This window comes from Stenotrophomonas maltophilia group sp. Smal32, assembly GCF_030237085.1.
GTDB lineage: Bacteria > Pseudomonadota > Gammaproteobacteria > Xanthomonadales > Xanthomonadaceae > Stenotrophomonas > Stenotrophomonas maltophilia_Q.
Genome location: NZ_JASJSI010000002.1, coordinates 1 through 23520, shown reverse-complemented (window position 1 = coordinate 23520; position 23520 = coordinate 1). Strand labels below are relative to the sequence as shown.

17 protein-coding genes are annotated in these 23520 nt (G+C 67.6%); 1 reads left to right on the top strand and 16 read right to left on the bottom strand.

Annotated elements, in window-relative coordinates; all coding sequences use genetic code 11:
- Positions 1-49: 49 nt before the first annotated feature.
- The 13 genes from bcsZ to QRO91_RS00505 form a co-directional block, all read right to left on the bottom strand.
- Entirely contained in the window at positions 50-1183 is a 1134-nt protein-coding gene (gene bcsZ, locus QRO91_RS00565; RefSeq protein WP_049429487.1) for a cellulose synthase complex periplasmic endoglucanase BcsZ, read from the bottom strand.
- Entirely contained in the window at positions 1167-4748 is a 3582-nt protein-coding gene (gene bcsC, locus QRO91_RS00560; protein WP_197619729.1) for a cellulose synthase complex outer membrane protein BcsC, read from the bottom strand. Before bcsC ends, bcsZ begins: the two co-directional genes overlap by 17 nt.
- Positions 4748-7111, bottom strand: coding sequence for a cellulose biosynthesis cyclic di-GMP-binding regulatory protein BcsB (bcsB, locus tag QRO91_RS00555; RefSeq protein WP_197650618.1), 2364 nt, complete (start codon positions 7109-7111; stop codon positions 4748-4750). The genes bcsC and bcsB overlap by 1 nt, the downstream gene beginning before the upstream one ends.
- Positions 7108-9732 carry a UDP-forming cellulose synthase catalytic subunit gene (gene bcsA / locus QRO91_RS00550; RefSeq protein ID WP_197619727.1) on the bottom strand — a complete coding sequence of 875 codons (2625 nt, stop codon included), beginning with the start codon at positions 9730-9732 and terminating at the stop codon, positions 7108-7110. Before bcsA ends, bcsB begins: the two co-directional genes overlap by 4 nt.
- Positions 9732-10487, bottom strand: a complete 756-nt coding sequence (bcsQ, locus tag QRO91_RS00545) for a cellulose biosynthesis protein BcsQ (protein ID WP_197632458.1) — start codon at positions 10485-10487, stop codon at positions 9732-9734. Before bcsQ ends, bcsA begins: the two co-directional genes overlap by 1 nt.
- Positions 10484-10663, bottom strand: coding sequence for a cellulose biosynthesis protein BcsR (bcsR, locus tag QRO91_RS00540; protein WP_049402398.1), 180 nt, complete (start codon positions 10661-10663; stop codon positions 10484-10486). The genes bcsQ and bcsR overlap by 4 nt, the downstream gene beginning before the upstream one ends.
- On the bottom strand, positions 10663-12294 hold the full coding sequence (bcsG, locus tag QRO91_RS00535; RefSeq protein WP_285310188.1) for a cellulose biosynthesis protein BcsG: 1632 nt from the start codon (positions 12292-12294) through the stop codon (positions 10663-10665). Before bcsG ends, bcsR begins: the two co-directional genes overlap by 1 nt.
- Positions 12291-12470 (bottom strand): cellulose biosynthesis protein BcsF, encoded by a 180-nt coding sequence (gene bcsF / locus QRO91_RS00530; RefSeq protein ID WP_049429482.1) that lies wholly within the window; start codon positions 12468-12470, stop codon positions 12291-12293. The genes bcsG and bcsF overlap by 4 nt, the downstream gene beginning before the upstream one ends.
- Positions 12467-14005, bottom strand: coding sequence for a BcsE family c-di-GMP-binding protein (locus tag QRO91_RS00525; RefSeq protein ID WP_049429481.1), 1539 nt, complete (start codon positions 14003-14005; stop codon positions 12467-12469). Before QRO91_RS00525 ends, bcsF begins: the two co-directional genes overlap by 4 nt.
- A 213-nt stretch (positions 14006-14218) precedes the next feature.
- Positions 14219-15256, bottom strand: a complete 1038-nt coding sequence (locus tag QRO91_RS00520) for a fimbrial protein (RefSeq protein ID WP_049429480.1) — start codon at positions 15254-15256, stop codon at positions 14219-14221.
- On the bottom strand, positions 15247-17811 hold the full coding sequence (locus QRO91_RS00515; RefSeq protein WP_197632462.1) for a fimbria/pilus outer membrane usher protein: 2565 nt from the start codon (positions 17809-17811) through the stop codon (positions 15247-15249). Before QRO91_RS00515 ends, QRO91_RS00520 begins: the two co-directional genes overlap by 10 nt.
- Before the next feature lie 92 nt (positions 17812-17903).
- Positions 17904-18632: a molecular chaperone gene (locus QRO91_RS00510; RefSeq protein ID WP_049429478.1), complete on the bottom strand. Its 729-nt coding sequence runs from the start codon at positions 18630-18632 to the stop codon at positions 17904-17906.
- A gap of 85 nt (positions 18633-18717) precedes the next feature.
- Positions 18718-19257, bottom strand: a complete 540-nt coding sequence (locus tag QRO91_RS00505) for a fimbrial protein (RefSeq protein WP_033834853.1) — start codon at positions 19255-19257, stop codon at positions 18718-18720.
- 457 nt (positions 19258-19714) lie between these two features.
- Here QRO91_RS00505 and QRO91_RS00500 point away from each other — a divergent pair, with 457 nt between their 5' ends.
- Positions 19715-20080: a hypothetical protein gene (locus QRO91_RS00500; RefSeq protein WP_197632459.1), complete on the top strand. Its 366-nt coding sequence runs from the start codon at positions 19715-19717 to the stop codon at positions 20078-20080.
- A 22-nt stretch (positions 20081-20102) separates the two neighbouring features.
- Here QRO91_RS00500 and pncB read toward each other — a convergent pair whose 3' ends face one another.
- The 3 genes from pncB to QRO91_RS00485 all read right to left on the bottom strand — a co-directional run bounded on the left by pncB (position 20103) and on the right by QRO91_RS00485 (position 23148).
- Complete coding sequence (pncB, locus tag QRO91_RS00495; RefSeq protein WP_049429477.1) at positions 20103-21284, bottom strand: nicotinate phosphoribosyltransferase; 1182 nt, start codon at positions 21282-21284, stop codon at positions 20103-20105.
- Positions 21285-21460: 176 nt separating this feature from the next.
- Positions 21461-22300 carry a glycosyltransferase family 2 protein gene (locus QRO91_RS00490; RefSeq protein WP_049429476.1) on the bottom strand — a complete coding sequence of 280 codons (840 nt, stop codon included), beginning with the start codon at positions 22298-22300 and terminating at the stop codon, positions 21461-21463.
- The gene (locus QRO91_RS00485) at positions 22297-23148 is read right to left on the bottom strand and encodes a glycosyltransferase family 2 protein (protein WP_197619719.1); all 852 of its coding nucleotides are present in this window, start codon (positions 23146-23148) and stop codon (positions 22297-22299) included. The genes QRO91_RS00490 and QRO91_RS00485 overlap by 4 nt, the downstream gene beginning before the upstream one ends.
- Between the last annotated feature and the right edge of the window lie 372 nt (positions 23149-23520).

The window sequence follows — 23520 nt, the reverse complement described above, 5'->3', positions numbered from 1 at the left end:
GGTCAGAGCCCATTGCGATGCAATGGGATCCGACCCCGCAGCACTGCAGCTACCAGCGCGGCTGCAGGCGGCCGTCGGCGGCGAAACGCCAGCGTCCTTCAGCCCAGCCCAAGCCGAACAGGGCCAGCATCTGCGAGTAATAGGCCGGTGCATCAGCACGCTGCTGTTCGGCGCTGGGCAGGCTGGCCCGCAGCGACTGCGCGTGCTCCGTGTCGCCCTGCGCGATCAGATACGGTAGCAGGGCCGCACGGAATCCGTAGTTGCCTTCGCCCTGCCCCTGGCCACTGCGGGTGTCGATCTTTTCCCACATCGGCGCACCACTGCGCAGGCGCTGCAGCGGCCCGGACAGGGCCGCCAGCTGCGTGCGGAACAACGGATCGCGCGGCGCGGTCATGCCTGCCCAGGTGTAGCAGCGGATCGCATCGTAGCCGCCGACCGCACCGCGCACCGGATCGACGACGAAGCGATCGCCTTTCCACGCCGCCCAGTCCGGTGCGAACCCGTGCGGGCTGCTCTGCTGCAACAGCTGCACGCTGTTGCGCGCCAGTGCCTGCCACGGCCCACCGCGATCCTCCACCGCAAAGCGGCGCAGCAGCGGCAGTGGCAGATAACTGGGGTTGACACGCGTGGCGTCCCCTTCGACGAATCCCTGTGGGCCCGGCAACAGCATCGGGCCGAGCCCGGGCAGGTCCACGATCTCGCGTGCCCGCACCTGGGCGAGCATGCCCTCGGCGATGGCGTTCAGCGCGGGACGGCGCCACAGCCGCGCGCCTTCCAGCAGCGCATAGGCCAGCCAGAGATCGGAGTCCGAGGCCGGGTTGTCATCCAGTACCCGCCACGCTCCGGCGTCATCGCGTCCCCACAGCCAGGCCGGCAGGCGCTTGCCCATGTCGCCTTCGGCGAGGTTGTCCTGGGTCCAGCCCAGGATGCGGTCGAACAGCGCCTGGTCGTTGTCGACCAGGGCGAAGAACAAGGCATAGGACTGGCCTTCGGAGGTACTGCGCTGATCGTCCTGGCTGCGATCGATCATGCGTCCGTCGCGGCTCAGGCTGCTGTCGAGCAGTACCTGCCACGCCGGCCAGCGCGGTGCGGGCGCGGCCTGCGCACTGCACCAGCCAAGCAGCGGCAGCGTGGCGGCCGCCTGCAGCAGGCGACGTCGCCGCAGGTCAGCGGAATTCGCCATACGGCACCAGTGGCGATACGGGCAATGGCAGGTTTCCCTGCCACGGTTCGAAGGTGTAGCGCAGGTAGAGCTGGAACGAATTCGGCGAGAAATCGCGGCTGCGCTGCAGCGTGCCGGCGGCACCCAGCACGAAGTGGTCGCCCAGGCGGCGCTCGACCGCACCATACAGGCGGTAGCCGGTGCCGGTGCTGCTGCTGTCGCCGGTGTACAGGCCGGCCTCGTCCAGCTGCAGGGGGCCATACTGCGGCTCGAGCTGTGCAATCACGCGCTCGATCAATGCCTGGTCGGGGAAACGGCTGATCGACGAGGTACGCGCACTGGACACACTTACCGAGCCATCCAGGCGCAGCGACCACACGTCGTTGCGCCAGGCGAAGCTGACCGGCAGGCTCAGCGACGCATAGCGCTGCGGGCTGTAGTAGCCGCCCTGGCCCAGCGAGTAACCGCCCAGGTCCTTCTGGTAGCGCCAGTACATCGCGGTGGTGCCCACATCCAGCCGCATGTCGGGGCGCTGGATCAGCTTGTGGTACCAGCCCACCATCGCGCGTGCACGGGTATTGTCGGCCACGTTGTGGCCGGTCAGCCGATGCCAGCTCCAGTTCGACCACACGCCATCGCGGCCACCCTGGTCGTAGCCGAGGCTGAAGGTCACGCCGTTGGCGGTGACGCCGCCCCAGCTGATGCCACTGCGCGGATCAACCGCACCGGCCTGCGACAGCAGCGAATTGGTCATTGGCCGCCGCGACACCGTGGCGCCCCAGCCGAAGCGCCCGAGGTCACCATTGAGGGTGATACCGCCAAGCCAGTTGCCGACCACGTAGTTGGACGGGGTGTGGCCGATATCGAAGTTCCAGCGGTCATCCAGGGTGCGCCAGCCCACGGCGAAGCCGGCGCCGGAGGTGCGCCGCTGGTGCACGAAACGGGTGCAACCCGGTGCGCGCAGGCGGCTGTTGTCAGCCTGCAGCAGATCCAGGTCGCAGCTACCGAAATCCTCGTCGTAGGCCCCGTTCCCGTCGGTCTGGAAGCGGCCGGCATCGAAGCTCACCTGCTCGATGCGCGCCCAGCCCAGGCCACCGGCGAACGGCGCGTCGAGATGCGCGATGCGGGTATCGCGCGACAGCCGCGAAATACCCGGGGTTCCGTCGCTACGGCGCCCGGTGTCCTGCATCACCGTCAGGGTGGGATTCTCCTGCTGGTACAGGGTCTCCACGTCGCTGCGCAGGCTGCGCCGCAACCAGTCATCGCCGGCCGTCTCGCGGCTGGCCAGGGTCAGCGCGCGGTTGTCGCGCGGCGCGGCCTGGCTGGGGGCCAACAGGCCGTTGTCGGCCATCGCCTGCGCATACATGTCCAGCGCCTGCTGTGGATCATCGCGGCGCACCAGCCGTGCCGCATCACGCCAGGATTGTGCGTCGGGCCCGGTCTTGCGCGCCAGCAGCGCGCGCAGGATCGCCAGCGCCTTCGTGTCCTCGCGCAGGTCGGTCCAGATCGTGGCGAGCTGGCGCTGCTGGCCGATCTCGGCATCGTCCACTGCTGGCGGTGCGTCGTGCATCTGGCGGCGTGCGCTGGCCAGATCGCCGGTGCCGATCCAGGCCTGTACCTGGCCCAGCTGCGCATCCACGTTGCCCGGCTGTGCAGCAAGCACGCGCTGGTAGTAGTGCAGCGCCTGCGCGTGGTCGCCGCGCAGGCGCGCCCATTCGGCCATCAGCAGATCGTTGTCGGTGCTGGGCGGTTGCTGCTGCAGCAGCGCGATGGCTTCGGCCTCCCTGCCCTGCGCACGCAGATCCCACAGATGATCGACCAGCTGCTGCCGCTGCAGGCGCGCCGACAGCGCGCGGATGTCATCGTCCCACTGCGCCTGCGGCAGCGCATCGAGCACCGCCAGCGCCTGCGGCAGCCGATCGGATCCCGACAGATAGAGCGCCTGCGCGTAGCGCGCTTCGGCACTGTCGTTGTGCGTGGCCATGTCGGCCACCACCGCGTCGGCTTCGTCCTGCCGGCCGGCGGCGCGCAGCTCGTTGCCCAGCGCATAGGCCAGCCATGCATCGCCCGGCAGTTCGCCGCGCAGCTGCTGTCCCAGCGTGATCGCAGTGCCTGCATCCCCGGCAGCCAGCGCCTGCTCGCGACGCTCACGCAAGCGACTGATCTGCAGCTGGCGCAGGTCTTCGGCATACAACCTGCGCTGGGCAGCGGGCAATGCGTTGATGAAGGCTTCCAGCCGTTGAGGATCGGTGCGGCCGTACAGCTGCACCAGCTTGCGGATCACGTTGGCATCGTTGGGGGCCATCCGCCGGGCAACCTGCAACTGGCGTTCGGCCGCGGCGTCATCACCACGGGCCACGGCCACGTCGACCAGGCCCAGTGCAGCATTGACGTCGCGGGGCTGCTGGCGACGCGCCTGCGCATACAGGCGCTCGGCTTCGTCCAGCCGGCCGGCCGCCAGCGCCGCGTCGGCCTGGTCCAGCTGCAGCCAGTAGCGGGTGCTGGCGATCAGGTCACGCCACTTGTCGTTGCTGTCACCGGCCGGGGTGGCCTGCACCGCACGCTGGAAATAGTTGATGGCCTGCTCGCGGCGGCCCTGGCGCATCAGCGCCATGCCCAGCCCCCCCAGCAGGTCGGGCTCGCGAGGATAACCGCGCAGGGCCTGCAGGAAGGCGCGCTCGGCCTCTTCATTGCGGCCTGCATCGAGCAACTGCTGGCCACGCAGACCGGCGCGCCACGCCGGGTCGCTGACCCGCTTGTGCTGGTCGGTGTAGCGCTCGCGCACCAACGCGATGTCGGCGAACGTCGGGTTGCGGGTGATGAAGTCCTGCAGCCTGCGTACGCTGCGGTCATCGGCCGGCTGATCCTTCAGGTAGGCCCACTCGGCGTCCGCCGCCATGCCGCGCGCTTCCGGATTGCGCCCCATGCGCTGCAGCGCGGCCAGCGCCTCGGCATCGCGGCCGGCCGCGAACAGCATCTGCGACAGCGCCTGCAGCAACGGCACATTGCCCGGATAGCTGCGGTCCAGTTCGCTCAGCGCACGGATCGCCTGTGTACGCCCATCCGCCTGGGCGCCGCGCAGGCGCCAGTACTCCAGGCCCAGCTGCAGGCCGGGCGGGTCATCGTTGAACAGGCGCCGGTAGATCGCCAGCGCTTCGGCGCTGCGACCACCGGCAGCGAACAGACGCGCCTGCTGCAGGTCCTGCTGCAGGTCACCACGGTAGGCCTGCCAGAGGCGTTCGCCGGCGGCCAGTTCACGGGTACCCGCGCCGATCTCGCGCAGGCGCTTCAGGGTCGCCTCGGCATCCTGCAGCTTCTGCTGCGACAACTGCACTTCCAGGATCGCCACCAGCGTGCCGCGATCATCCGGTGCCAGCATGCGCAGCCGCGCCAGCGCGTCTTCGATCAGGCTCTGGCGACCGGTGGCCTCACCGATGCGCACCTGCTGCAGCAACCACTGGCGCTGCTCGGCGACGGTTCCGCCCGGTGTATCGGACAAGGTCTGCGCCGCGCATGGCCCGGCACCGGCCAGTCCCAACAGGACCAGGCCGGAAGCGGTGACCAGCGGATGCCGAGTGCGTGCCATCAGTGCCCCGGGTCCAGGCGCTTGGCCGCAACCCAGCGCAGCGTGCGCCACAACAGGAAGGCGACCATCAGCACCACCAGCGTGGCCAGCACCGCCAGCAGTGCCGGGTGGTCGGCCAGGTGGTACCACAGCAGCAGCCACCACGGCAGCGCGCCGACGTAGTAGTGATCGCCGACGAACTGGCTGTGGATGCCCGAGGTACGCAGGATCGCCACCGAACCGGCGATGGCTTCGCGCTTGCCGGTATCGCTGAGTGCATCGTCGAGCAGGCCGTAGTCGGCGGCGTTGCTGGCGGCCAGCGAAACGATGCTGCGCTGCGCATGCCTCGGCGACTGCATGCCGATGATCGCGGCGAACGGCGCCTGCGCGCTCACTGCCACTTCGGTCACCGCCGGGTCGCCATCGCGGCTGCCACGGCGCGCCTGTTCCATCGCCTGCTGCGGCGACGGCGACTGGCCGTTGAGCAGACGTGCGCGCTGGTCGTCGATCAGCAGCGACAGCTGCTGGCTGCCGCGCAATTCGGCAGGCAGGGCGCCCAGCATCAGCAGGTCCGCATCCAGCGCGCTGGCCTGCTTCCAGTCATCGGACAGGCGCAGGCCATAGGCCGGGTAGCCGCTCTGCACGCCCAGCCCACCGATCAGGTTCAACAGCAGGCTGACCTGTGCTTCGCTGGCGCCGGGCGGCACCAGCACGACCGTCTCGGACAGATCGGCCATGCGGGTGAAGGGGAAACCGCTGAGTGCGAACGCGGACAGGTCCGGCAGGCCCATGTAGTGATGGAACCCGGAGAAGTCGATGGTCGAGTCTTCCTCGATGGCTGCCTGCAGGTTGGGCGGCAGCACGGTCTGGCAATGATCGCGCTGTGCACTTCCCATCACGCTGGCGAAGTTGAAATCAAAGCGCAGCTGGTTGCGGTCGCCCAGCTTGAGCGCCGGAATCAACAGGCGCCCGTCATCGGCACCGGCATCGCCGGCCAGCACCGGCAGGCGGATTTCCTCCAGGCCCTGCTTGCCGTTGCGGCGCACCAGCGGGAAGCTGGAGATGAACTGGTCGTTGATTGCAACGCCCAGCCGCGACTCATCGCTGCCGAACGGCGGCGTGTAGCGGTAGCGCAGGTTCAGCGGAATGCCCTGGTTGCGCCAGATGAACAGGTCCGGCGGCAGGTTGAGGTTGACCGTGATCGGCTGCGGCGACACGCCGTTGGCGTGCAGCTGCTGCGGATAGTCGAGTAGTTCGGCCAGGCGCACGGCGCGGTCGGTACGCACCCAGTTCGGTGCGTCGTACGGCTTGCGCGGGGCCAGCGGCTTGATCTCGTCGACGCTGACCTGACGGCCGCGGAACAGCACGTTGCCGGCCGCCATCGCGGCCACCGCCTTCTGCAGATCCTCATCGTTGCGGCCCAGCACCAGCAGCAGCTTGCGCTGCGGATCCTCCGGCAGCGACATCAGTTCGATCATCGGGCCCTTCACTGGGGCATGGTTGGCGATCACCGGCGGGAACCTGCCGTTGACCGCCAGCACCACCGCGTGGCCCTTGTCCGGCAGCGCACCGAAGCTGACCGGGAAACGCGCCTGGCGCCACCAGCCGGACAGGCTGCCGAAGTACGAGGACATCACCGCCGCCGCGCGCTGCTGCGCCAGGCTCGGTGCGGCGGCGAACACCACCGGCAGTTCCAGGCGTGCGGTATCGCGCGGGTCGAAGAACGGCAGCGGGAAGTTGGCCAGGTCGTCCTGCATCGCCAGTGGCTGGCCACCCAGGCGCAGCGTGCTGTTGCTGGACAGGTTGACCCACAGCGAGCTGTGCGTCGGCTCTTCGCAGATGTCGGTGTAGTGACCGACGAACTCCAGGCGGACCTGGTTGAAATCGGCGATCAGGCGTGCGTCCAGCGGCAGCTTGGCCTGCACCGGGCGGCCGAGCTGGTCGTTGCTGATCGGCACCACGCCCATCATCGCGTCGTTGAGGTAGACCCGCAGGTGCGACAGGGTCGGGAGCAGCGATGGTGAAGGCGTGAAGCTCAGATCCAGTTCCGCATCGCGGACCAGGCGGTCACGGCGCACCTGGAACTCGAAGGTGGTGGCATTGCGCACCCCCGACAGCAGCGTGTCCTGGCGACGCCCCAGCTGCGCGAAGGTGTTCTGCCGCTGCCAGGGCCAGGCGCTGCCCGCCCAGGTCTGCGCCAGCGCGGGCTCGGTACCGGCGGCAGGCGTGGTGGCGGGTGCGGCCGGCACGCTCGGCATCGGTGGCGCGGCAGGCGCCGTGGTGGGAGGAGTGGCCGATGCCGGGGCAGGCGCGCTGTTGCCTGACGCCACGGGCAGGGCCAGCAGGGGCAGCAGCAGCCAACGCAGAGAGGACGGAAGGGTCATGGACGAAGCCCTGGATCAGCGGCTGGGTCAGCCGGGTGGGAAGGAAGCGGACGTTGCGGAGCAAAACTGGCCAGCCATCGCAGCAGGCGACGGTTCCAGTGTGCCGGGCGGTCAAGGTCGAACGGTGCGAAATCACCCATCCGCCGATAGCCACGCCAGCCCAGGACCAGCACGCTCCACAGGCTGCGCGGCAGGCTCTTGGGTTGGTAACCGGCGTGCCAGTCGAGCCAGGCATCGGCGCGGGCGAAGGTGCACTGGGCGAACTCGACGCGCTGGCGTTCGTTCTCGAACAGCAGCAGCAGGCCCAGTCGCTGGCCGACCGTGCGCTGCACGCGCGCCGGGAACGCGAACTCGCGGCGGCCGCGCCCCAGCAGCACCTGCACGCGCTGGCCTTCGGCCAGTTGTGCGTCTTCGCCGAGCTCGACGCCCACGCCATCGTTGGAGTAATCCTGAAGCACGCCGCGCAGGCGGCGGCCATCGGGTACCTGCAGCGCCATCGGCAGGTGGGTGGTGACGCGATGCGTGCGCCGCACCTGCTGCACTTCAGCGGCCACCGCCAGCGCCCCACCGATGATCAGCAGGTTGTACAGCACCCACAGCGAACTGACGACCACCGTGCCGCGTTCGTCGAGCGGCCCATGCATGAAGCGCCACACGGCAAAGCACAGGCCCAGCACGTTCAGCAGCGCCAGCACCAGGTAGGGCTGCGCTACGCGCCAGTCGAAACGATCACCGGCCTGGGTACCGCCCTTGTCGGTGACGTTGAACTTGCCACGGCCCGGGCTGAACAGCGCCACGGTGGTGGGCCGTGCGATGTACCAGGCCAGCACGGTCTCGTACACCTCACCCCAGAACGGTCGCCGGTACTTGCCCTGGATTCGCGCGTTGGTAAGGCTGGCGTGGGCCATGTGCGGCACCACGAACAGCAGGATGGCCAGTGCCGGTGCGTAGATGATGTAGACGTGCAGCAGCAGGAACGCCAGCGGCGCGGTGAGGAACACCAGGCGCGGAATGCCGGCCAGGAAATGCAGCATCGCGTTGGCGTAGCAGAAGCGCTGGAACAAGCTCAGGCCCTTGCCCAGCAGCGGGTTGTCGATGCGGAAGATCTGCACCATGCCGCGTGCCCAGCGGATGCGCTGGTTGACGTGCGCGCCGAGGCTGTCGGTGGCCAGGCCGGCCGCCTGCGGAATGCGCAGGTAGGCCGAGTTCCAGCCGTTGCGATGCAGGCGCAGCGCGGTGTGCGCATCTTCGGTGACGGTCTCGGTGGCAAACCCGCCGATGGCATCGATGGCCTCGCGCCGCAGTACCGCGCAGGAGCCGCAGAAGAACGCCGCGTTCCATAGGTCGTTGCCGTCCTGCACCAGACCGTAGAACAGCTCGCCTTCGTTGGGGTCGCTGCGGAACACCTGCAGGTTGCGTTCGAACGGATCGGCCGAGAAGAAGTGGTGCGGGGTCTGCACCAGCGCCAGTTTCGGGTCGCGCAGGAACCAACCGCAGGTGATCTGCAGGAACGAACGCACCGGCAGGTGATCGCTGTCGAAGATGGCCACCAGCTCACCATCGATCAGGGTCAACGCATGGTTGAGATTGCCGGCCTTGGCATGGCGGTTGTCGGCGCGGGTGATGTAGTTGACCCCGGCACGCTCGGCGAATGCGCGGAATTCTTCGCGCTTGCCATCATCGAGGATATGGATGCGCAGCTTGTCGGCCGGCCAGTCCAGGCCCATTGCTGCGTACACGGTGTGCCTCACCAGCGCCAGGTCTTCGTTGTAGGTGGGAATCAGCACATCCACCGTCGGCCACTGGCGGATATCGGCCGGCAACGGCGCCGGACGGCGACGCAGCGGCCAGGCCACCTGCACGTAGCCCAGCATCAGCACCAGCCACGAATAGGTTTCCGCCGCCAGCAGCACCACGCCACAGACCAGGTCGAAGGTGCTGTTCCAGTTCAGCGTGGCGGTGTAGCGCCACCACAGGTAACGGCAGGACACGGTGATCGACAGCACCACCAGCACCAGCGTCGCATAGCGCCCCTGCATGCGCCGCACCAGCAGCGCGATGGCCCACAGCAGTGCAACGAACACGAACTGTGCGAGATAGGTGAACGGCTGGGTGATGCACAGCGCCGCCAGCCCCAGCGTGGCCAACCCGACCAGCAGGGTCAGCAGGTGCCGCGAACGTGGCGACAGGCTGCCCACCTTCCGGCCGAACCAGGCCGCCACGCGGCTGTTCCAGAATTCACTGGGCGCATCGCGCATGGCGCGCAGATAGCGCAGGCGGCCGCGACCGGCCGCGCCACGCAGTTCGGCAATGCGTTCGCGCCGGGCCTGGGCCAACCGCTGCCGCCTCAGCGAAGGCTGCGGTACCAACCGCACCACCGACAGCCACATGGCCTGGATCAGTAACCGCAACGGATCGCCCGGGCGCCAGCGACGGTCGCCCTGGATCTGCGGGAAGGCGTTGCGCAGGCGCGGGGCCTGTGCCTGCCACGCCGGCCCTTCCAGGCGCAGGAACGCCCAGCCCACGCATTGCAGCAGCCACAGCATTGCCCGCGTCGGCCAGGACGCATGCACCCGCTCACGCAGGCGTCCCCAGTCCAGGTAATAGACGCGGGCACCCATCAGCGTCCTCCCGCCGCGGCCTGGCGCCGTGCGGCCTCCGCCAGGCACCACAGCACCAAGCCATCCACATCGGCAGCAGCCAGCGAATCGGTCGCATAGCGGCCCAGTGGCTGCTTGCTGGCCAATGCGGACGGCACCCGCGCATCCTCGTGCAGCGGCTGCGGCACCAGCCGCGCCCCGTGCGCGTGCAGCCACAGCTGCATCAGGTCGCGCTGCACCGGAATGACCGGGTCATAGCGGTTGGCCAGCAGCAGGCGAGTGTCATCCGGCTGTCGTTGCAGGAACACATGGCTGACCGGATCGACACAGGCCAGGCGCAGCGGCAGCGTGCAGCGCGCGTGCTGGTTGATGGCCGCAGCGTGCGCCGGCAGGCGCTGCGGCAGGTCGAACAGGATCCAGTCGAACTGGGCCTCCAGCAGCGGAATGCGTTCGGCCCAGGTGGCCGGTGCCTGCTGCAGCTGCTGTTCGATGTGCATCGCGGCCCCGGCGTCGACACGACCGTAGGGCAGCACCGCGAGTCCTGCTGCGACGGCGTAGGCGGCATCACGCCAATCCGTACCGTCCAGCTGCGCGCGCGCCCAACCGTTGTCCACGTCGGCAGGCAGGCCCAGGTGCAGGCCGAGCATCTGGTCCGGGCTGCATTCGACCAGCAGCACACGCTGCCCCTGGGCGTGCAGGCCCTGGCCCAGCGCGGCAAGCACCGTAGTGACGCCGGTTCCGCCATGGATGCCCTGCAGCGACAACACGGTGCTCATCGGCGCGGCTCCAGTTCGGCCAGCAACGGCCAGCGCGCCAGCGCCCGTGCACGTTCCTGCTGGGCCGAGAAGTCCACGTAGGGCAAGCCCGGCATGTCCAGGCTGCGGCGCAGCAGGTCGATGTCATCCTCTTCCACGGACAGTGTGACCGGCACGGCAAGAATGTCGGCAGGCATCAGCGCGCCTCCTCCGGGTAGGGGCTCCAGGTCTGGCTGCCCTGCAGCTGCAGCCAGGGCTTGCCGGCGTACTCGATGACCTTGGCGCCTTCGTTCTCCGATACCGACGGTGTCTGCGGCAACCCCTTCAGCAGGCTGTCCCAGTTGCGCTCGCTCGGCGGCGACTGGGCATTGAGCGCGTACACACGCGACACCAGCTCGGACACCGCCAGGTAGCTGCTCGGTTCGGGCACATGACGTGGGCCGCCGGCCGCCGGCGCGCCCATGCCGATCAGCTTCACGCCCACCGGCACGTGGGTGATCGATGGACTGGGAATCTCACGCATGCCCGGAATCTGCATGCGGTCGCCATGCAGGGCCGCGCCATGCTCAGGCACCACCACGATCATCGCGCGGCGGCCACTCTTCTCCACCGCATCGACGAAACCGGCCATGTCACCCAGCACCATTTCCGCACGTGCCTTGTAGTCGGCGGCATTCGAACGGCCATCGGCGCCGACGATGCGGTTGCCATCGTGCAGCGAGATCGTGTTGTAGAACAGCGCCACCTGCTGGCTGGTCCCGGCCAGCCGCTGTTTCCACCACGCCATCAGCACATCACCATCGCGGCGCAGCGGTGACTTGTCGAACGCCACCAGCGCTTTAGGAAACGCGCTGATGTCCATCGGCTGCGCCTGCAGCCCACCGTACTGGTGCAGTTCACCGATGAAGTCGTCGAAGTGACCGTCATGGTTCATCGCCAGCTCGCTCTGGAAGCCTAGATGCTGCAGGTCCGAGAACAGCTGGCACTCGGCCGGCACCGGATCGAACAGCGCGGTGTGCGAGGTCTGGCCACAACTGGCGCGCAGCAGGCGGATCGCTGCTGGGCCGCTGTAGGCGGTTGCCGAGTTGAAGTCGTCGAACACCACGTCCATGTGGTCGAGCAGGTTGTTCTGGCGCAGCCCCACTTCATCCAGATCGCTCCATGCCAGCGAGCAGATGTTGAGGATGATGACGTCGAACGGCGCGCCGCTGCCCGGCGCGGGGAAGCTGGTCTTGAGGCTGGCCTGCTGCTGGTAGAAGCTGGCCAGCCATGCATTGAGCGTCTCGTTGTTGGCCGGCGGCAGGCCGCCACCTGAGGTGCCTCCGGTGCTGGCGGTGGCTGCGGTGGCGGTACCCTGCCCCCAGTTCCAGCCCGCCGGCATCGGTATCGCCATCACGGCCAGGCCAAGCATGCCCAGCACGCTCAGGGTAGTGATGCGCAGCCACGGCTTGAGCAGCACGTAGGCCAGCACCAGCATCACCAGTACCGCCACCATCTGCCAGTTGATGAAGCGCTGGGCCAGTTCAAGCCAATAGTCGGCCGAGAAGTCCAGCACGCCCGGCTGCACCAGCAGGCGCCGGAACGGCGGCCACCAGGTGTCCTGGTAGTACAGCGCGACGCCCACCGGTACCGCGACGACGGTGCGCGCGATGCGTGCCCAGCGCCAGCGCAGCGGAATCAGCAGCGCGCCCAGGAACAGCAGGTTGGGCAGGATCTTCAGATCCAGCGCGCCCATCCAGGCCAGTACCACCTTGGACAGGAAGTACAGGTTCCAGCCACGCAGGTCGGCCCAGGCGAAGGGAGATGCGGGTGCCATCTGCGGACTCATGCAGCCCTCCGCGGCGCACGCTGGCGTACACCGGCGCGGCGCAGATGGCGGGGTGGCAGCCAGCGTGCGGCACGGCGGCGCAGCCCGCGCCACAGCGTGCCGAGCATGGCTCCGAAGGGAATCATCACCAGCGCGCAGGCGACGATCAGGGTCCAGAGTTGCTGGTCGGTGGTCATGCGCGATCTCCCAGCCGCAGCGGCTTCGGGGCGGTGAAAACAGGCGCCTCGAGCGCCGGGGCCACAGCCGGCAGGGCCGCAGGTGCTTCGGGCAGCACCTCGGCCTCAGGATCACTGCCGTGGGCATTCATCGCTGCAATGTCATATTCGGCCAGGCGCTGGTAGCCATCGAACAGCTCGCGCCAGGGCAGGCGGAACAGATTGCCCAGGGCCTGCTCGACCGCATCACGCCGGCAACCAAACAGGAACAGGCGCACCTGCCCGCGGTAGACACAGGCCAGATCGCCCTGGCGGCGGATGCGCAGCTGCTGCAGGGTCTGCTCGGCACGCAGGCCGGCCACCGGCTGCAGCGCCAGCACGGCGCTTTCCACCGCACTACCGTCCTGGTCGATGCGATCACCTGCGATCTGGCGGAAGCGTGCGGCGTTGACCAGGCCACTCACCGATGGTGGCCGATGCGCACGGATCAACGGCTCCGGATCCTCAGCCAGCTGGCCCTGCCAACGCTGCCGCTGCACGGTTTCCAGCAGGGTCAGCAGTCGCGGCAAGGGCGTCGCTGACGGCACCACCAGGCTGCAACCGCACTGCATCAGCAGCCGCTCATCGGCGTAGCGCAGGCAGGGCTGCAGCTCGCGCACCACCAGCTTCAGCGCATTGCCACGTTCTCGGCGCAGGCGGTGCAGCAGGCGGGCCAGTGCATCCACCTTGGCATTCTCGTCGATGGCCAGCACCACGGTGGCCTCGCGCGCCTGCAGCGCGGCCGGCAGCAATCCGGCCCAGCCGTCATACAGGCGCCAGGCCGCCGACAACGGCGGCGCACCTTCCAGCACTTCGGCCTGGGCCAGGAAGACATCGCGGTCGCTGCCACTGGTCGCATCGATCCCAGTCTCGGCGGCACCGGCCTCGGCCAGGTGGCGCAGCCCGCAGCTTTCCTGCTCGACGCCGAACGATCGCTGGGCCACCACGCCATGGCTGTTGGACCAGTAATGCAGCAGCAGCTGCAGGGCACCACGATGCGGATGCAGCTGGGCCACACCGGCGCAGATCCGGTTCAATGCCAACAGGCGCGGGGCCAGGGTCGCCACTTCGCCGTGGCACAGCAACAGCAGCACCTGCTGCGCCTGCACGGCACATTCCTGCAGCTGCTGGCACCAGCGCGCCAGCCGGGCATCATCCCAGCCGTCCAGCGCCGCCACCGGAAACTGCACCAGGCTGAGCCGGGTGCGCGCCGAGGCGGTGCGCGGCAGATCGCCGGTCAGCCCGCGCAGCGCCTGCTGCATGCCATGGTGCGAACGCTGGAACAGCCGCAGGCGGGCCGGCCCCTGGTCGGCAGCCAGCAGCGCCAGCATCGATTCGGCCCCCCGCCCCAGCGTGACCAGCACGGCTTCATCCAGTGCCTCGGCCGTGGCCAGCACGCCGGCACCGAGCAGGTCCGTCGGCGCGCTGCCGGCGGCCACCACCCAGTACAGGCCTCCGCTGCGCATCTCGACGAACTCGGCGGGCAATCCGGCAATGGCAAGGTGGGTCGCAGGCACGCCGGATCCTTTCATTGCCCCTCAACCGGGCGGAAAGCCCGGCAGTGGAGGCGCTGCGGTGAAAAGGAGGTCACTTTCATGACGTACATCACATTCATGTTTCTGTACGGCAATGATAGCCCTGATCTTCACGTTTGCGGGATCAAGACGCAGTCAACGCCGCCCGCGGAACGGGCGACGTGAGGCTCGAAACTCAGCAATGGAAAGCGCGTACTACTCGTACTGGATCGTGAACGTCGCCTGCCCGTTGGCGGTGCCGGCACCGACGGTGCCGGCCTGGGTCTGCACATAGCGGGCCCGCAGCGGCAGGCTCATGACACTGGTACCGGTGGTGGTGGTGCCGACACTGATGGTCTGGCCGAAGCGCACTTCGCGCTCGCTGCTGCCGTCGCGCTGGACCATCTGGATGCCGATGCGGGTAGCGCTGTTGGTGGCTGCGCTCAGCTTCAGCACGCCGGGCATGTTCGAGCTGTCCTGATCGGCATCCAGGCGGATGCCGATCTTGCTCTGGTATGCGGCCACGTTGCTGCCCTGGCAGTTCAGGCGGATCTCGAAGTCACGGTCGACCGCGCGCGAGCCGACGCCGGTGAAGGTGGTGTTGGCCACGCTGCCGAAATCGACCGCGATGTTGCGGCTGCCGGCCTGCACTTCGCAGGTCGGGCTGACCACGGTGGTGCCCGAGCCCCTGAAGGTCGAGGTCAGTACCGGGCGGCTGGGACCATCACCATCGAAGTAATAGGTGGTGAAGCGGCCATTGGGTGCGATCACCCCCGAACCGGTCTGCGTGGCGGTCTTGATCAGCTGGATGCGGAACTGGCCACCGATCAGCGAGATGGTGGAGTTGGCACCGAAGTTGATGGAATGCGGGTAGTAGGTCTGGATCGCGCCGGAGTCGCGGAACAGTCGAATACCTACGCCAGCAACACCGGTCTCGTAGACGTTGGCAAAGCCGGCCACTGGCCGCTTCTGCGGGGCATTGACATACTCGCCGGTCGAGCTGCCGCCATACCAATAGTCGCAGCGGGCGACGCTGTTCTGCTGGTTGATCGGCACGCTGATTTCCTTGATCACGCCACCCACCGGGGTGCTGGGCAGGATCACGATCTGCCCCATGTCCATCTGCACGTCCTGCGCAACGAAACCATTGATCTGGATGCGGCAGGCTGCGCTGGCCTGCTGCGCCAACAGAACACCGCCCAGCAGCGCCATTGCAGCCAGCACCTTGCGGCCACGGGAAGAAATCATCGGCATGCTGCCTCCAGCGGGATGAAGCCGGTCTTGGACGCATCGGCGTCCGCCGGAACCTGGTAATCGACGGTGCAGCGCTGATCGGCGCCCGCGCCCCACTCCACCAGCAGGCGGCCCTGGTTCTTTTCACTGCGCACGTACAGGCGGCCGCCCTGGCTGACCATGCCCACCGGCTGGCCCTGCTCGTCCTTGACCTGTGCACCGAACGGCATGCTGCGGCCATCGGGGTTGCGTACCTGGATCAGCAGCGCGTTGCCCTTGCGGGTATCAAAGCGCAGGTAGCTGATGGCACCGGCGAACGGTGCGATCGCCTGGCTGGTGCTCTCCAGTTCGACGTCGTGGGCCATGCCCTGCGGGTCGAGGGTGACGGTGTTGAGGCGGTACGGCGACACGTACGGGACCACCGCGTAGCCGCGGCCATCGACACGCAGGCCCGGGGCGTTGCTGACGATGGCATCGCGTGCGCCCGGCGCTTCCACCAGCACCATGGTGTCGCCACGCTGCGGGGTGAAGGTGAAGCCGCCTGGATGCACGACCACGCTGCCGTTGGCACCGACCGAGGCCTGGCGGAAATCACGCGAGTGGCTGTAGGTGGCGTTCAATGCGGAATAGCGGCTGCGGTACTCGACGTTGCCGACCGCGGTGGTGCCACCCTCGCGCGAGTCGGACAGGGCGGCGCCATAGCTGAAGTTGTTGTCGACGCCGGCCGAACCGGTGATGCCGACGCGGCTGTTGTCGTAGCCACCGCGATCGCGCACGCCGAGGTCGGCGCTGAACGATACCGGGTGGGTACCACGGCCCAGCGGCACGCTCATCGACAGCAGGTACTGGGTATCGGAACGGCCCAGAACGCCCTCTTCGGTACGCAGCGCAGAGAAGCCATAGTTCACTGAGCGCCAGGCGTTGTTGTAGCCGACCTGGTACTGCTTGGAGGTGCCGGGGCGATCGTAGAAGTCGCGCACCGAACCGGTCAGGTAGAGCGCGCCGCCGCGACGACCCAGCGGCTGGTTCAGCGTCACCTGGAACTGGCTGCGCTGGCGGCCGCGGGTGGTCGGATCGATGCCACGCTTGTCCGAATCACGACCGTACAGTGCGTCCTGCAGGCTGTAGAAGCCTTCAGTCGAATAGCGGTAGGCGGCCAGGGTCAGGTTGGTCCCGGTCTCGCCGATCATGTTGCTGTAGCTCAGGCGCACGCTGGCACCGGTGTGGTTGCCGTAGTGATCGAACGAGGTACGCGCATGGGTGACGTCGGCGGCGAACGCGCCGACCGGCGTGGACAGGCCAACGCCGTACAGCAGCGACAGGTAGCCGTCACTCAGTGCGCTGCCGCCGTACAGGGTCAGCTGGTTGCCGATACCACGCTGGTAGGTGCCCTGCACCAGCCACGGCTCATCGGCCAGCAGCTTGTTGCGCACCTGGCCGGCGGTCAGCGAGTAACGCGACACGCCTTCGCGCAGCATCTGCGGCACCGAACCGAACGGCACCTTGAACTCGCGGCGACGGCCATCGGCCTCTATCACGCTCACTTCCAGGTCGCCGCCGTAGCCGGTCGGGTACAGGTCATCGATGACAAAGCTGCCCGGCGATACGGTCGAGGAATAGATCAGCTGCTGGTTCTGGCGTACTTCGATGCGCGCGTTGGTCTCGGCGATGCCGCGCACGACCGGCGCGTAACCGCGCAGCGAATCGGGCAGCATGCGGTCGTCGCTGGCCAGGCTGGCACCGCGGTAACCGATCGAGTCGAACAGCTCGCCGGTGGTGTAGGCCTCACCGATGGTGAGCATGCCGCGCACCTGCGGGATGCCGCGCTGGGCGTAGGTCGCGATGCTCTGCCAATGACGGCCGTCGCCCTCGGACCAGGTCAGGTTCGAATCGTGGCGGAACTGCCAGCCGCCCAGGTTGAGGCCAGCGTTGAGGCCCAGGTAGGCACTGCGGTTGCGCTGGCCGCCTTCGACGCGGCTGTCGCTGTCGATGGCATTGAAGCTGTAGCCGACGAAGCCGGCATTGATGCCGCGGTCCCACAGCGACGGATTGACGTAGCCGCGCGCCTCGCGGCGCAGGAACACCTGCGGGATGCTGAGGTCGTAGCGCAGGTTGCCACTGTCATAGATGCCATAGGCATTGGCCATGCGCTGCTGCACCGGCACGCAGCTGGTCGTGTCGGTCGGCACGGACGGGTCCTGCTGCAGCAGCACAGCCTCGCTGTCCACGCCCATTTCTTCCAGCATCGGCAGCGGCAGGCAGGCGTCTACGCGGCCCTGCGCATCGGCCTTGAACTGCAGGTCGCGGCGGCCCTGCCAGGCTCCGTTGACATAGACGTCGACACGGTAGTTGCCGGCCACCATCGGGTTGCCGTTGCTGAAGGCCGCCAGATCGACCTGCTTGGCCTGGCCAGACAGGAAGCTGGAGTTGAACTGGGCCGACTCCGGGGCACGCGCATTGGCCGCACCACTCTGCGCCATCAGCGCCTGTTCGCCGAGATTGGCCGGAGCAGCCAGCGCCCATCCTGGGCAGGCCACGCCAGCAACCAGCAGGCAAAGCGCCTGATGGATCGACAATGTCAATCTGTTTCCGATCACACTGACATTCCTTCAGTTCGCCGCACGGCGGCGGTGGCGGGATGCGCGGGCCGTGGGCCAGCGCGGCGCGTTCAGCCCCCGGTGCTGCCGAGGCGGATCGTGTGTTCCACCCGGCCGCCGTAGTCGTTGATGGTGATGAAGCGGACCTGGCTGGTGCCCGCCGGTGCGGCAAACTCCAGGCTCTGCTTCGGTGCAACCATTGCGCCCTTGTCCTCGACGGCCTTTTCGGTGCCGCCGGTCACGGCGTGCACTTCAGCCAGGGTGACGTGGAAGGGGCTCGGGTTTTCCACCCGCAGGCGATCGCCGGCGAGCGTCCAGCGCAGCGCTGCCGGCGCGTCGTTGGCGACGCCCTTCAGGCCCTGCGGCCGGTAGAAAAGCTTCAGGCGCGAACGGAACGCAACCTGCAGGTAGTTCTGGTCGCCACTGTCGGCGTTGTCCGGCGACGGCGGAACGTCCAGCACGTTGAGCCAGAACACAGACTCGCGATCGGTCGGCAGCTGCGCGCCGGAGAAGATCACGCGCAGCGCTTGGCTGCGGCCCGGTTCAACGCGCGCGATCGGCGGCGTCAGTACGAACGGGGCGTCGCTGGTATCGGCGGTCTGGTTGGCGTCGCCACTGTCGATCCAGGCCTGGACCAGGGCGGGCGAGTCGCCGACGTTGTCGACCTGCACGGTGACTTCGCGCGCCTGCGCCGGATAGATCACCCGCGTGCCATTGACCACCACGCCGGCCAGTGCGTCCTGGCAGAAGGGCAGCGTGAACGCTGCCAGCAGCAGCGCCCGGGGAAAGAATGCTTTCATCGGAAGTACTACGCTCGAGGTATGGGGCCAGAGGCCGCGAGGCACTGGCCGGCGCGTACGCCGGCCAATGCGGGTACGGCTGCGATCAGTTGTAGATGATCGTGTACTTGACGCTGCTGGTGACGTCGCCCGGGGTGGCGGCGGCAGTGGCGTAGTACTCGGCGTAGTAGTTCAGGTCGGCCGAGCCGTCGGTGCCGACGGTGACCCACTGCGAGTTGGTCTGGGCCTGGCCAGCACCTGCAGCCTTGATCGGCAGGACCTGGTTGTTCGAGCCCAGCAGCTGCAGCTGCACGTTGGTGGCAGCGTTGGCCGAGGCCTGGTTCAGCAGGCGGCCGGTGTTGAAGTCAACGGTCGAACCCGGCTCGAAGTAGGTAGCGACGTTGCCGGCGCTGCACTTGGTCAGGTTGATCGCGAACGGGGTACGGCCCGCAACGTTGCCGGCGGCGGCCAGCGTGTTCTTCGACACGGTCGGCAGGTTGACGGCGAAGTCCTTGCCGCCCGGGGTCGAGATGGTGCAGGTCTTGTCGGTCACCTTGCCGGTGAAGGTGATGGTGCCGTCGGCGGCGTTGGCGGCCAGCGGAGCGGCGGCCAGCATCAGAGCGGCGATGAGGTTGATCTTGTGCATTCGCTTTTACCTAACCCTACTGAAGAGATGGAAGTAGAGGAGGAAGCAAGGAGCACTGCCGGGCGAACAAGACCCATCCTTGCGTCTCACCTGTGGCCGGATTCGGACATACGTTCCCCTGAATCCGTGACGCAAGTATATGCACAAGTGTGATGAAAGTCTCATTATTTTTCTGAACGTCAATTCATTGACGCTGCAAATGTGACGTGCTAGGCGAAATGATGACCTCAAAGGTGCGGGGATTTGACGGTCGCCGGATCAGGTCGGAAACGACCTTGGATGACGCTTCAGGTGGCGCGTTCGGCATGCACGGAAACAGGCCTTTTTCAGGTGGAAATCGGCTTCTTTGATGCGCATCACTCTTTCTTGGTGATGGGCCTAGCAGATTCGGAATCGTCCTATTAAAGGCTGATCGAAGCTGTCGCTAACTAGGACACACCGAACCAGAGAACGTGTCATGAGAACCTCCCTTCTGCTGTGCGTGGCCCTGATGTCCATCAGTGCCGTGGCCCAGGCCAGCAGCGGCAGCATCCGCTTCAGCGGCCGCATCGTCGAACCGGGCTGCACGACCAACCTGTCCCAGGGCGAGCTGAGCCTGGCGGCCTGCCCGCCGTCGGCCAAGGGCTCGACGGTGGCTGTGAAGGCGCTGGCCGATGGCCAGGCCGCAACGCTGCGCGATGGCAAGCGCCAGGGGCAGAAGCTGTCGGTGTCGGCCAGCGCGATGCGCGCCGGCGATATCGCCTTCTCAGAGCGCTACAGCGTGCAGGCCTCGAAGCAGCAGCCGCTGCAGGGCGCCTACCTGGTCGTTGTCGACTACCTGTAAGCAGCACTGAAGGCCGGCGCGGTTACGCCGGCTGCGGCAGCTCGAAGACCTGGCGCAGGTAAGCCAGGTAACCCGGGTCGTCGCACATGCTCTTGCCCGGCGAATCGCTGAGCTTGGCCACCGGCTGGCCGTTGCAGCGGACCATCTTGATGACGATGTTGAGCGGCGTCGGACCCAGATCATTGGTCAGGTGGGTGCCGACGCCGAACGCGACCTGGCAGCGACCACGGAAGTAGTCGTACAGGCGCATGACCTTGGCGATGTCGAGCCCATCGCTGAACACCAGTACCTTGCTGCGCGGGTCGACCCGGCGCTGCTGGAAGTGCGCCAGCATGCGGTCGCCCCAGTCGAACGGATCGCCGGAGTCATGGCGGACACCGTCGAACAGCTTGCAGAAGTACATGTCGAAATCGCGCAGGAACGCGTCCAGGCCGACCACGTCGGACAGCGCGATCCCCAGGTCGCCGCGGTACTCGCGCGCCCACGACTCGAGTGCCGCCACCTGCGAATCACGCAGCCGCGGGCCCAGCGCCTGGAACGCCTGCAGGTACTCGTGCGCCATCGTGCCGTGCGGGGTCATGCCGTAGAGGCGGGCGAAGTGCACGTTGCTGGTGCCCACCAGCTGCGGGCCCAGCGCATCGCGCAGCAGCGGCAGCAGGCGCGCATGCCAGTCGCGCGAGTAACGCCGGCGGCTGCCGTAGTCGGCGATGCGACACTGTTCGAAACCGGGGGTATCGCGCAGCAGCGCGGCCTTGGCCTGCAGGCGGCGCTCGCCTTCGGCGAAGTCAGCCGTGGTGGTATTGCGGAACCAGACTTCGTTGATGATCGCCAGCAGCGGCACTTCGAACAGGATGGTGTGCAGCCACGGGCCGGTGATGTCCAGTTCGATCTCGCCGGGCACGGTTTTCGAGGCACGCAACTGGATGTACTTGCGGTCCAGGTGGAACAGACCGAGGAAATCGGCGAAGTCCGGCTTCACGAAGCGCAGGCCACGCATGTAGTCCAGTTCCGCGTCACTGAAGCGCAGGCTGCACAGGTGGTTGATCTCTTCGTCGATCTGGTCGATGTAACGGGCCAGGTCGATGCCGGGGGTGCGGCACTTGAACCGGTACTGCACCTGCGCGCCGGGGTGCTGGTGGAGCACCGCCTGCATCATGGTGAACTTGTACAGGTCGGTGTCGAGCAGGGACTGGATGATAGGCATGGGGCGGATTATGCGCCCGGACGGGTGAACCGGGGCGCCGCCCGTGGATCCACACCCTGCATGGATGCCCCTATCCATGCAGCCGAGCGCGGGCTCGGCGCTACCGATCGGGCACCCCATCCACGCATGGCGTGGATCTACCGACGGATCTCGTGTGGCCGAGCGTGGGCTCGGCTCTACAGGGACCGGCGCAACAGGCGCGGCACCAGCATCACAGCGTGGGCCCAGATCGCGCACCACACCGCCACCCGCACCGGCAGCGAACGCTGCTTCGCTTCGAACTTCTGGAAATAGCGCCACAGGCCCTTGTGCTTGTGCCATTCAACGAAGAACGGTCGTGAGCGGCTGGAGACACCACGCACATGGGTGACCTGCAGGTCGTTGGCGATCGCCACCACCGCGCCAGCCTCACGTGCGCGCCGGCACAGGTCCAGGTCTTCGGCGTGCAGGCGGTAGCCAGCGTCCCAGCCACCGATGCGGTCGAACAGCGCACGCGGCATCATCAGCAGCGCACCGGACAGTGCCGGCACCCGCTGCAGCGGCTGCTGGGGGTCGCGCGGAACCGCCAGCTTCGAGCCTCTACCCGGCGAACGCAGCATCAACAGAAAATCCGGATCACGACGGCGCACCGCCTCGTCGGCATGGCCATGCTCGTCCAGCTGCTCGACACCCAGCAGGCAATCACCCAACCCTTCGGCACGGCTGCGCAGCTCGGCCAGGGTATCGGGCTCCACCATCAGGTCCGGGTTGATGAAGGCCAGCCACGGGCTGTGCGAATCGGCCACCCCCTGGTTGTTGGCAGCGGCGAAGCCAGGGTTGTCCGGATTGCCGACAAAACGCACGCGGGGGTCGTGGCTGGCGTGCCGTTGCACGATATCCAGCGTGCCATCCAGCGAGCCGTTGTCGATCACCCGGATCTCGGCCACGTCCTGCGCCTGGCGCAGGCGCGAGAGGCAGGCATCGATGGTGCTGCCACTCTGGTAGGTGACGACGATGGCGGCGATGGCAGCATTCAAACGGGGGGCTCCGGTGCGGAAGGAACGAACAGGTCGCCCTGCTCCCTGGGCATTATCGCCTGCCGCATGCGCTGCTGCAGGTCGGCGCGCAGCCCGTGCAATGGATCGTGCATCAGGAAATCGGCCAGGCGCGGCACCCAGCCGGGCCAACGCGCAGCCAGCGCCTCAAGGTCGCCATCACGGCTGACCGCCTCGCCAGCCCGGCTGACAAAGGCGGTCTCGCACAGCACGTTGCGCCAGCCCAGGCCGGCCATGCGCAGGCTGAGGTCGACCAGGGCCGCGTTCCAGCCGGCGTAGCTGTCCACATCCAGGCCACCGGCGCGACGGCGTGCATTGCCACGCACCAGCACCGCATGGGTGACCGCCGATGGCAGTTCCGGGTGCAGCGTCGGCAGCCCGCTACAGACGTGAGCCAGCAGTTCTGCGTCATCGGGCTCGGGATTGATCTCGCCCAAGCGCGGCCAGGCCGCAGTTTCACCCGCGTTGCACCACGGGGTTGCAGTGGCGATCGCGGCGTCGCGGGCAAAGGTATCCTGCAGCTGCTGCAGCCAACCGGGTGCCGGCACACTGTCCGGGGCCAGCACGACCACGTCCATGCCATCGCAGGCGCGCAGCATCTCGTCCAGATGCGCCACTTCCCCCAGCGGCCGCGCGCGGCGGGTGTATTCGGCCTGCAGTGGCGTATGCGCCAACCAGTGTTCCACCACCGCCTGCGCACGCGGACCGGTCTGCGCATCGTCGGCCAACCAGACCGCGGTGCCCGGCGCGGTGCCGGCATCCAGTGCAGCCAGGCAGCGGTCGAGCGCGGCATCGTCCACGCACAGCGGCAACAACACGATCGCCCCCATCCCGCCTCCGTGGTTGTCGGTGGCCACAGCCTAGCACTGGGAGGGTATCGGCCGGGTTGCACCCGGCACCCGCTTCAGGCCGGGGTCGGAGCAACAGCAACAGCCGAAGCAGAAGCTGGGTTCCTTGGAGTTGGCGGGGTGGGGGGGGGGGGGGGGGGGGGGGGGGGGCGGGGGGGCCGCGGGGGGGGGGGGGGGGGCCCCCCCCCCCCCCCCCGGCCCCCCCCCCCCCCCCCCCCCCCCCCCCCCCGAATTTTTGGTGCGCGGTTGTGGTCTGGGGGGGTGGTGTGTTTTTTTTTTTTTATAATCAGTCTTCTGAGCAGAATTTATTTATTTAAAAATATCAAAATAATACAAAATACGGCCTCTTAGTAT

Coding starts and splice junctions, on each gene's coding strand:
- bcsQ (WP_197632458.1), bottom strand. CDS start 10,487: ATGAGCACCGTGTTGTCGCTGCAGGGCATCCATGGCGGAACCGGCGTC.
- QRO91_RS00485 (WP_197619719.1), bottom strand. CDS start 23,148: ATGGGGGCGATCGTGTTGTTGCCGCTGTGCGTGGACGATGCCGCGCTC.
- QRO91_RS00505 (WP_033834853.1), bottom strand. CDS start 19,257: ATGCACAAGATCAACCTCATCGCCGCTCTGATGCTGGCCGCCGCTCCG.
- QRO91_RS00520 (WP_049429480.1), bottom strand. CDS start 15,256: ATGCCGATGATTTCTTCCCGTGGCCGCAAGGTGCTGGCTGCAATGGCG.
- bcsC (WP_197619729.1), bottom strand. CDS start 4,748: ATGGCACGCACTCGGCATCCGCTGGTCACCGCTTCCGGCCTGGTCCTG.
- bcsR (WP_049402398.1), bottom strand. CDS start 10,663: ATGCCTGCCGACATTCTTGCCGTGCCGGTCACACTGTCCGTGGAAGAG.
- pncB (WP_049429477.1), bottom strand. CDS start 21,284: ATGCCTATCATCCAGTCCCTGCTCGACACCGACCTGTACAAGTTCACC.
- bcsG (WP_285310188.1), bottom strand. CDS start 12,294: ATGAGTCCGCAGATGGCACCCGCATCTCCCTTCGCCTGGGCCGACCTG.
- bcsA (WP_197619727.1), bottom strand. CDS start 9,732: ATGGGTGCCCGCGTCTATTACCTGGACTGGGGACGCCTGCGTGAGCGG.
- QRO91_RS00500 (WP_197632459.1), top strand. CDS start 19,715: ATGAGAACCTCCCTTCTGCTGTGCGTGGCCCTGATGTCCATCAGTGCC.
- QRO91_RS00510 (WP_049429478.1), bottom strand. CDS start 18,632: ATGAAAGCATTCTTTCCCCGGGCGCTGCTGCTGGCAGCGTTCACGCTG.
- bcsZ (WP_049429487.1), bottom strand. CDS start 1,183: ATGGCGAATTCCGCTGACCTGCGGCGACGTCGCCTGCTGCAGGCGGCC.
- bcsB (WP_197650618.1), bottom strand. CDS start 7,111: ATGACCCTTCCGTCCTCTCTGCGTTGGCTGCTGCTGCCCCTGCTGGCC.
- bcsF (WP_049429482.1), bottom strand. CDS start 12,470: ATGACCACCGACCAGCAACTCTGGACCCTGATCGTCGCCTGCGCGCTG.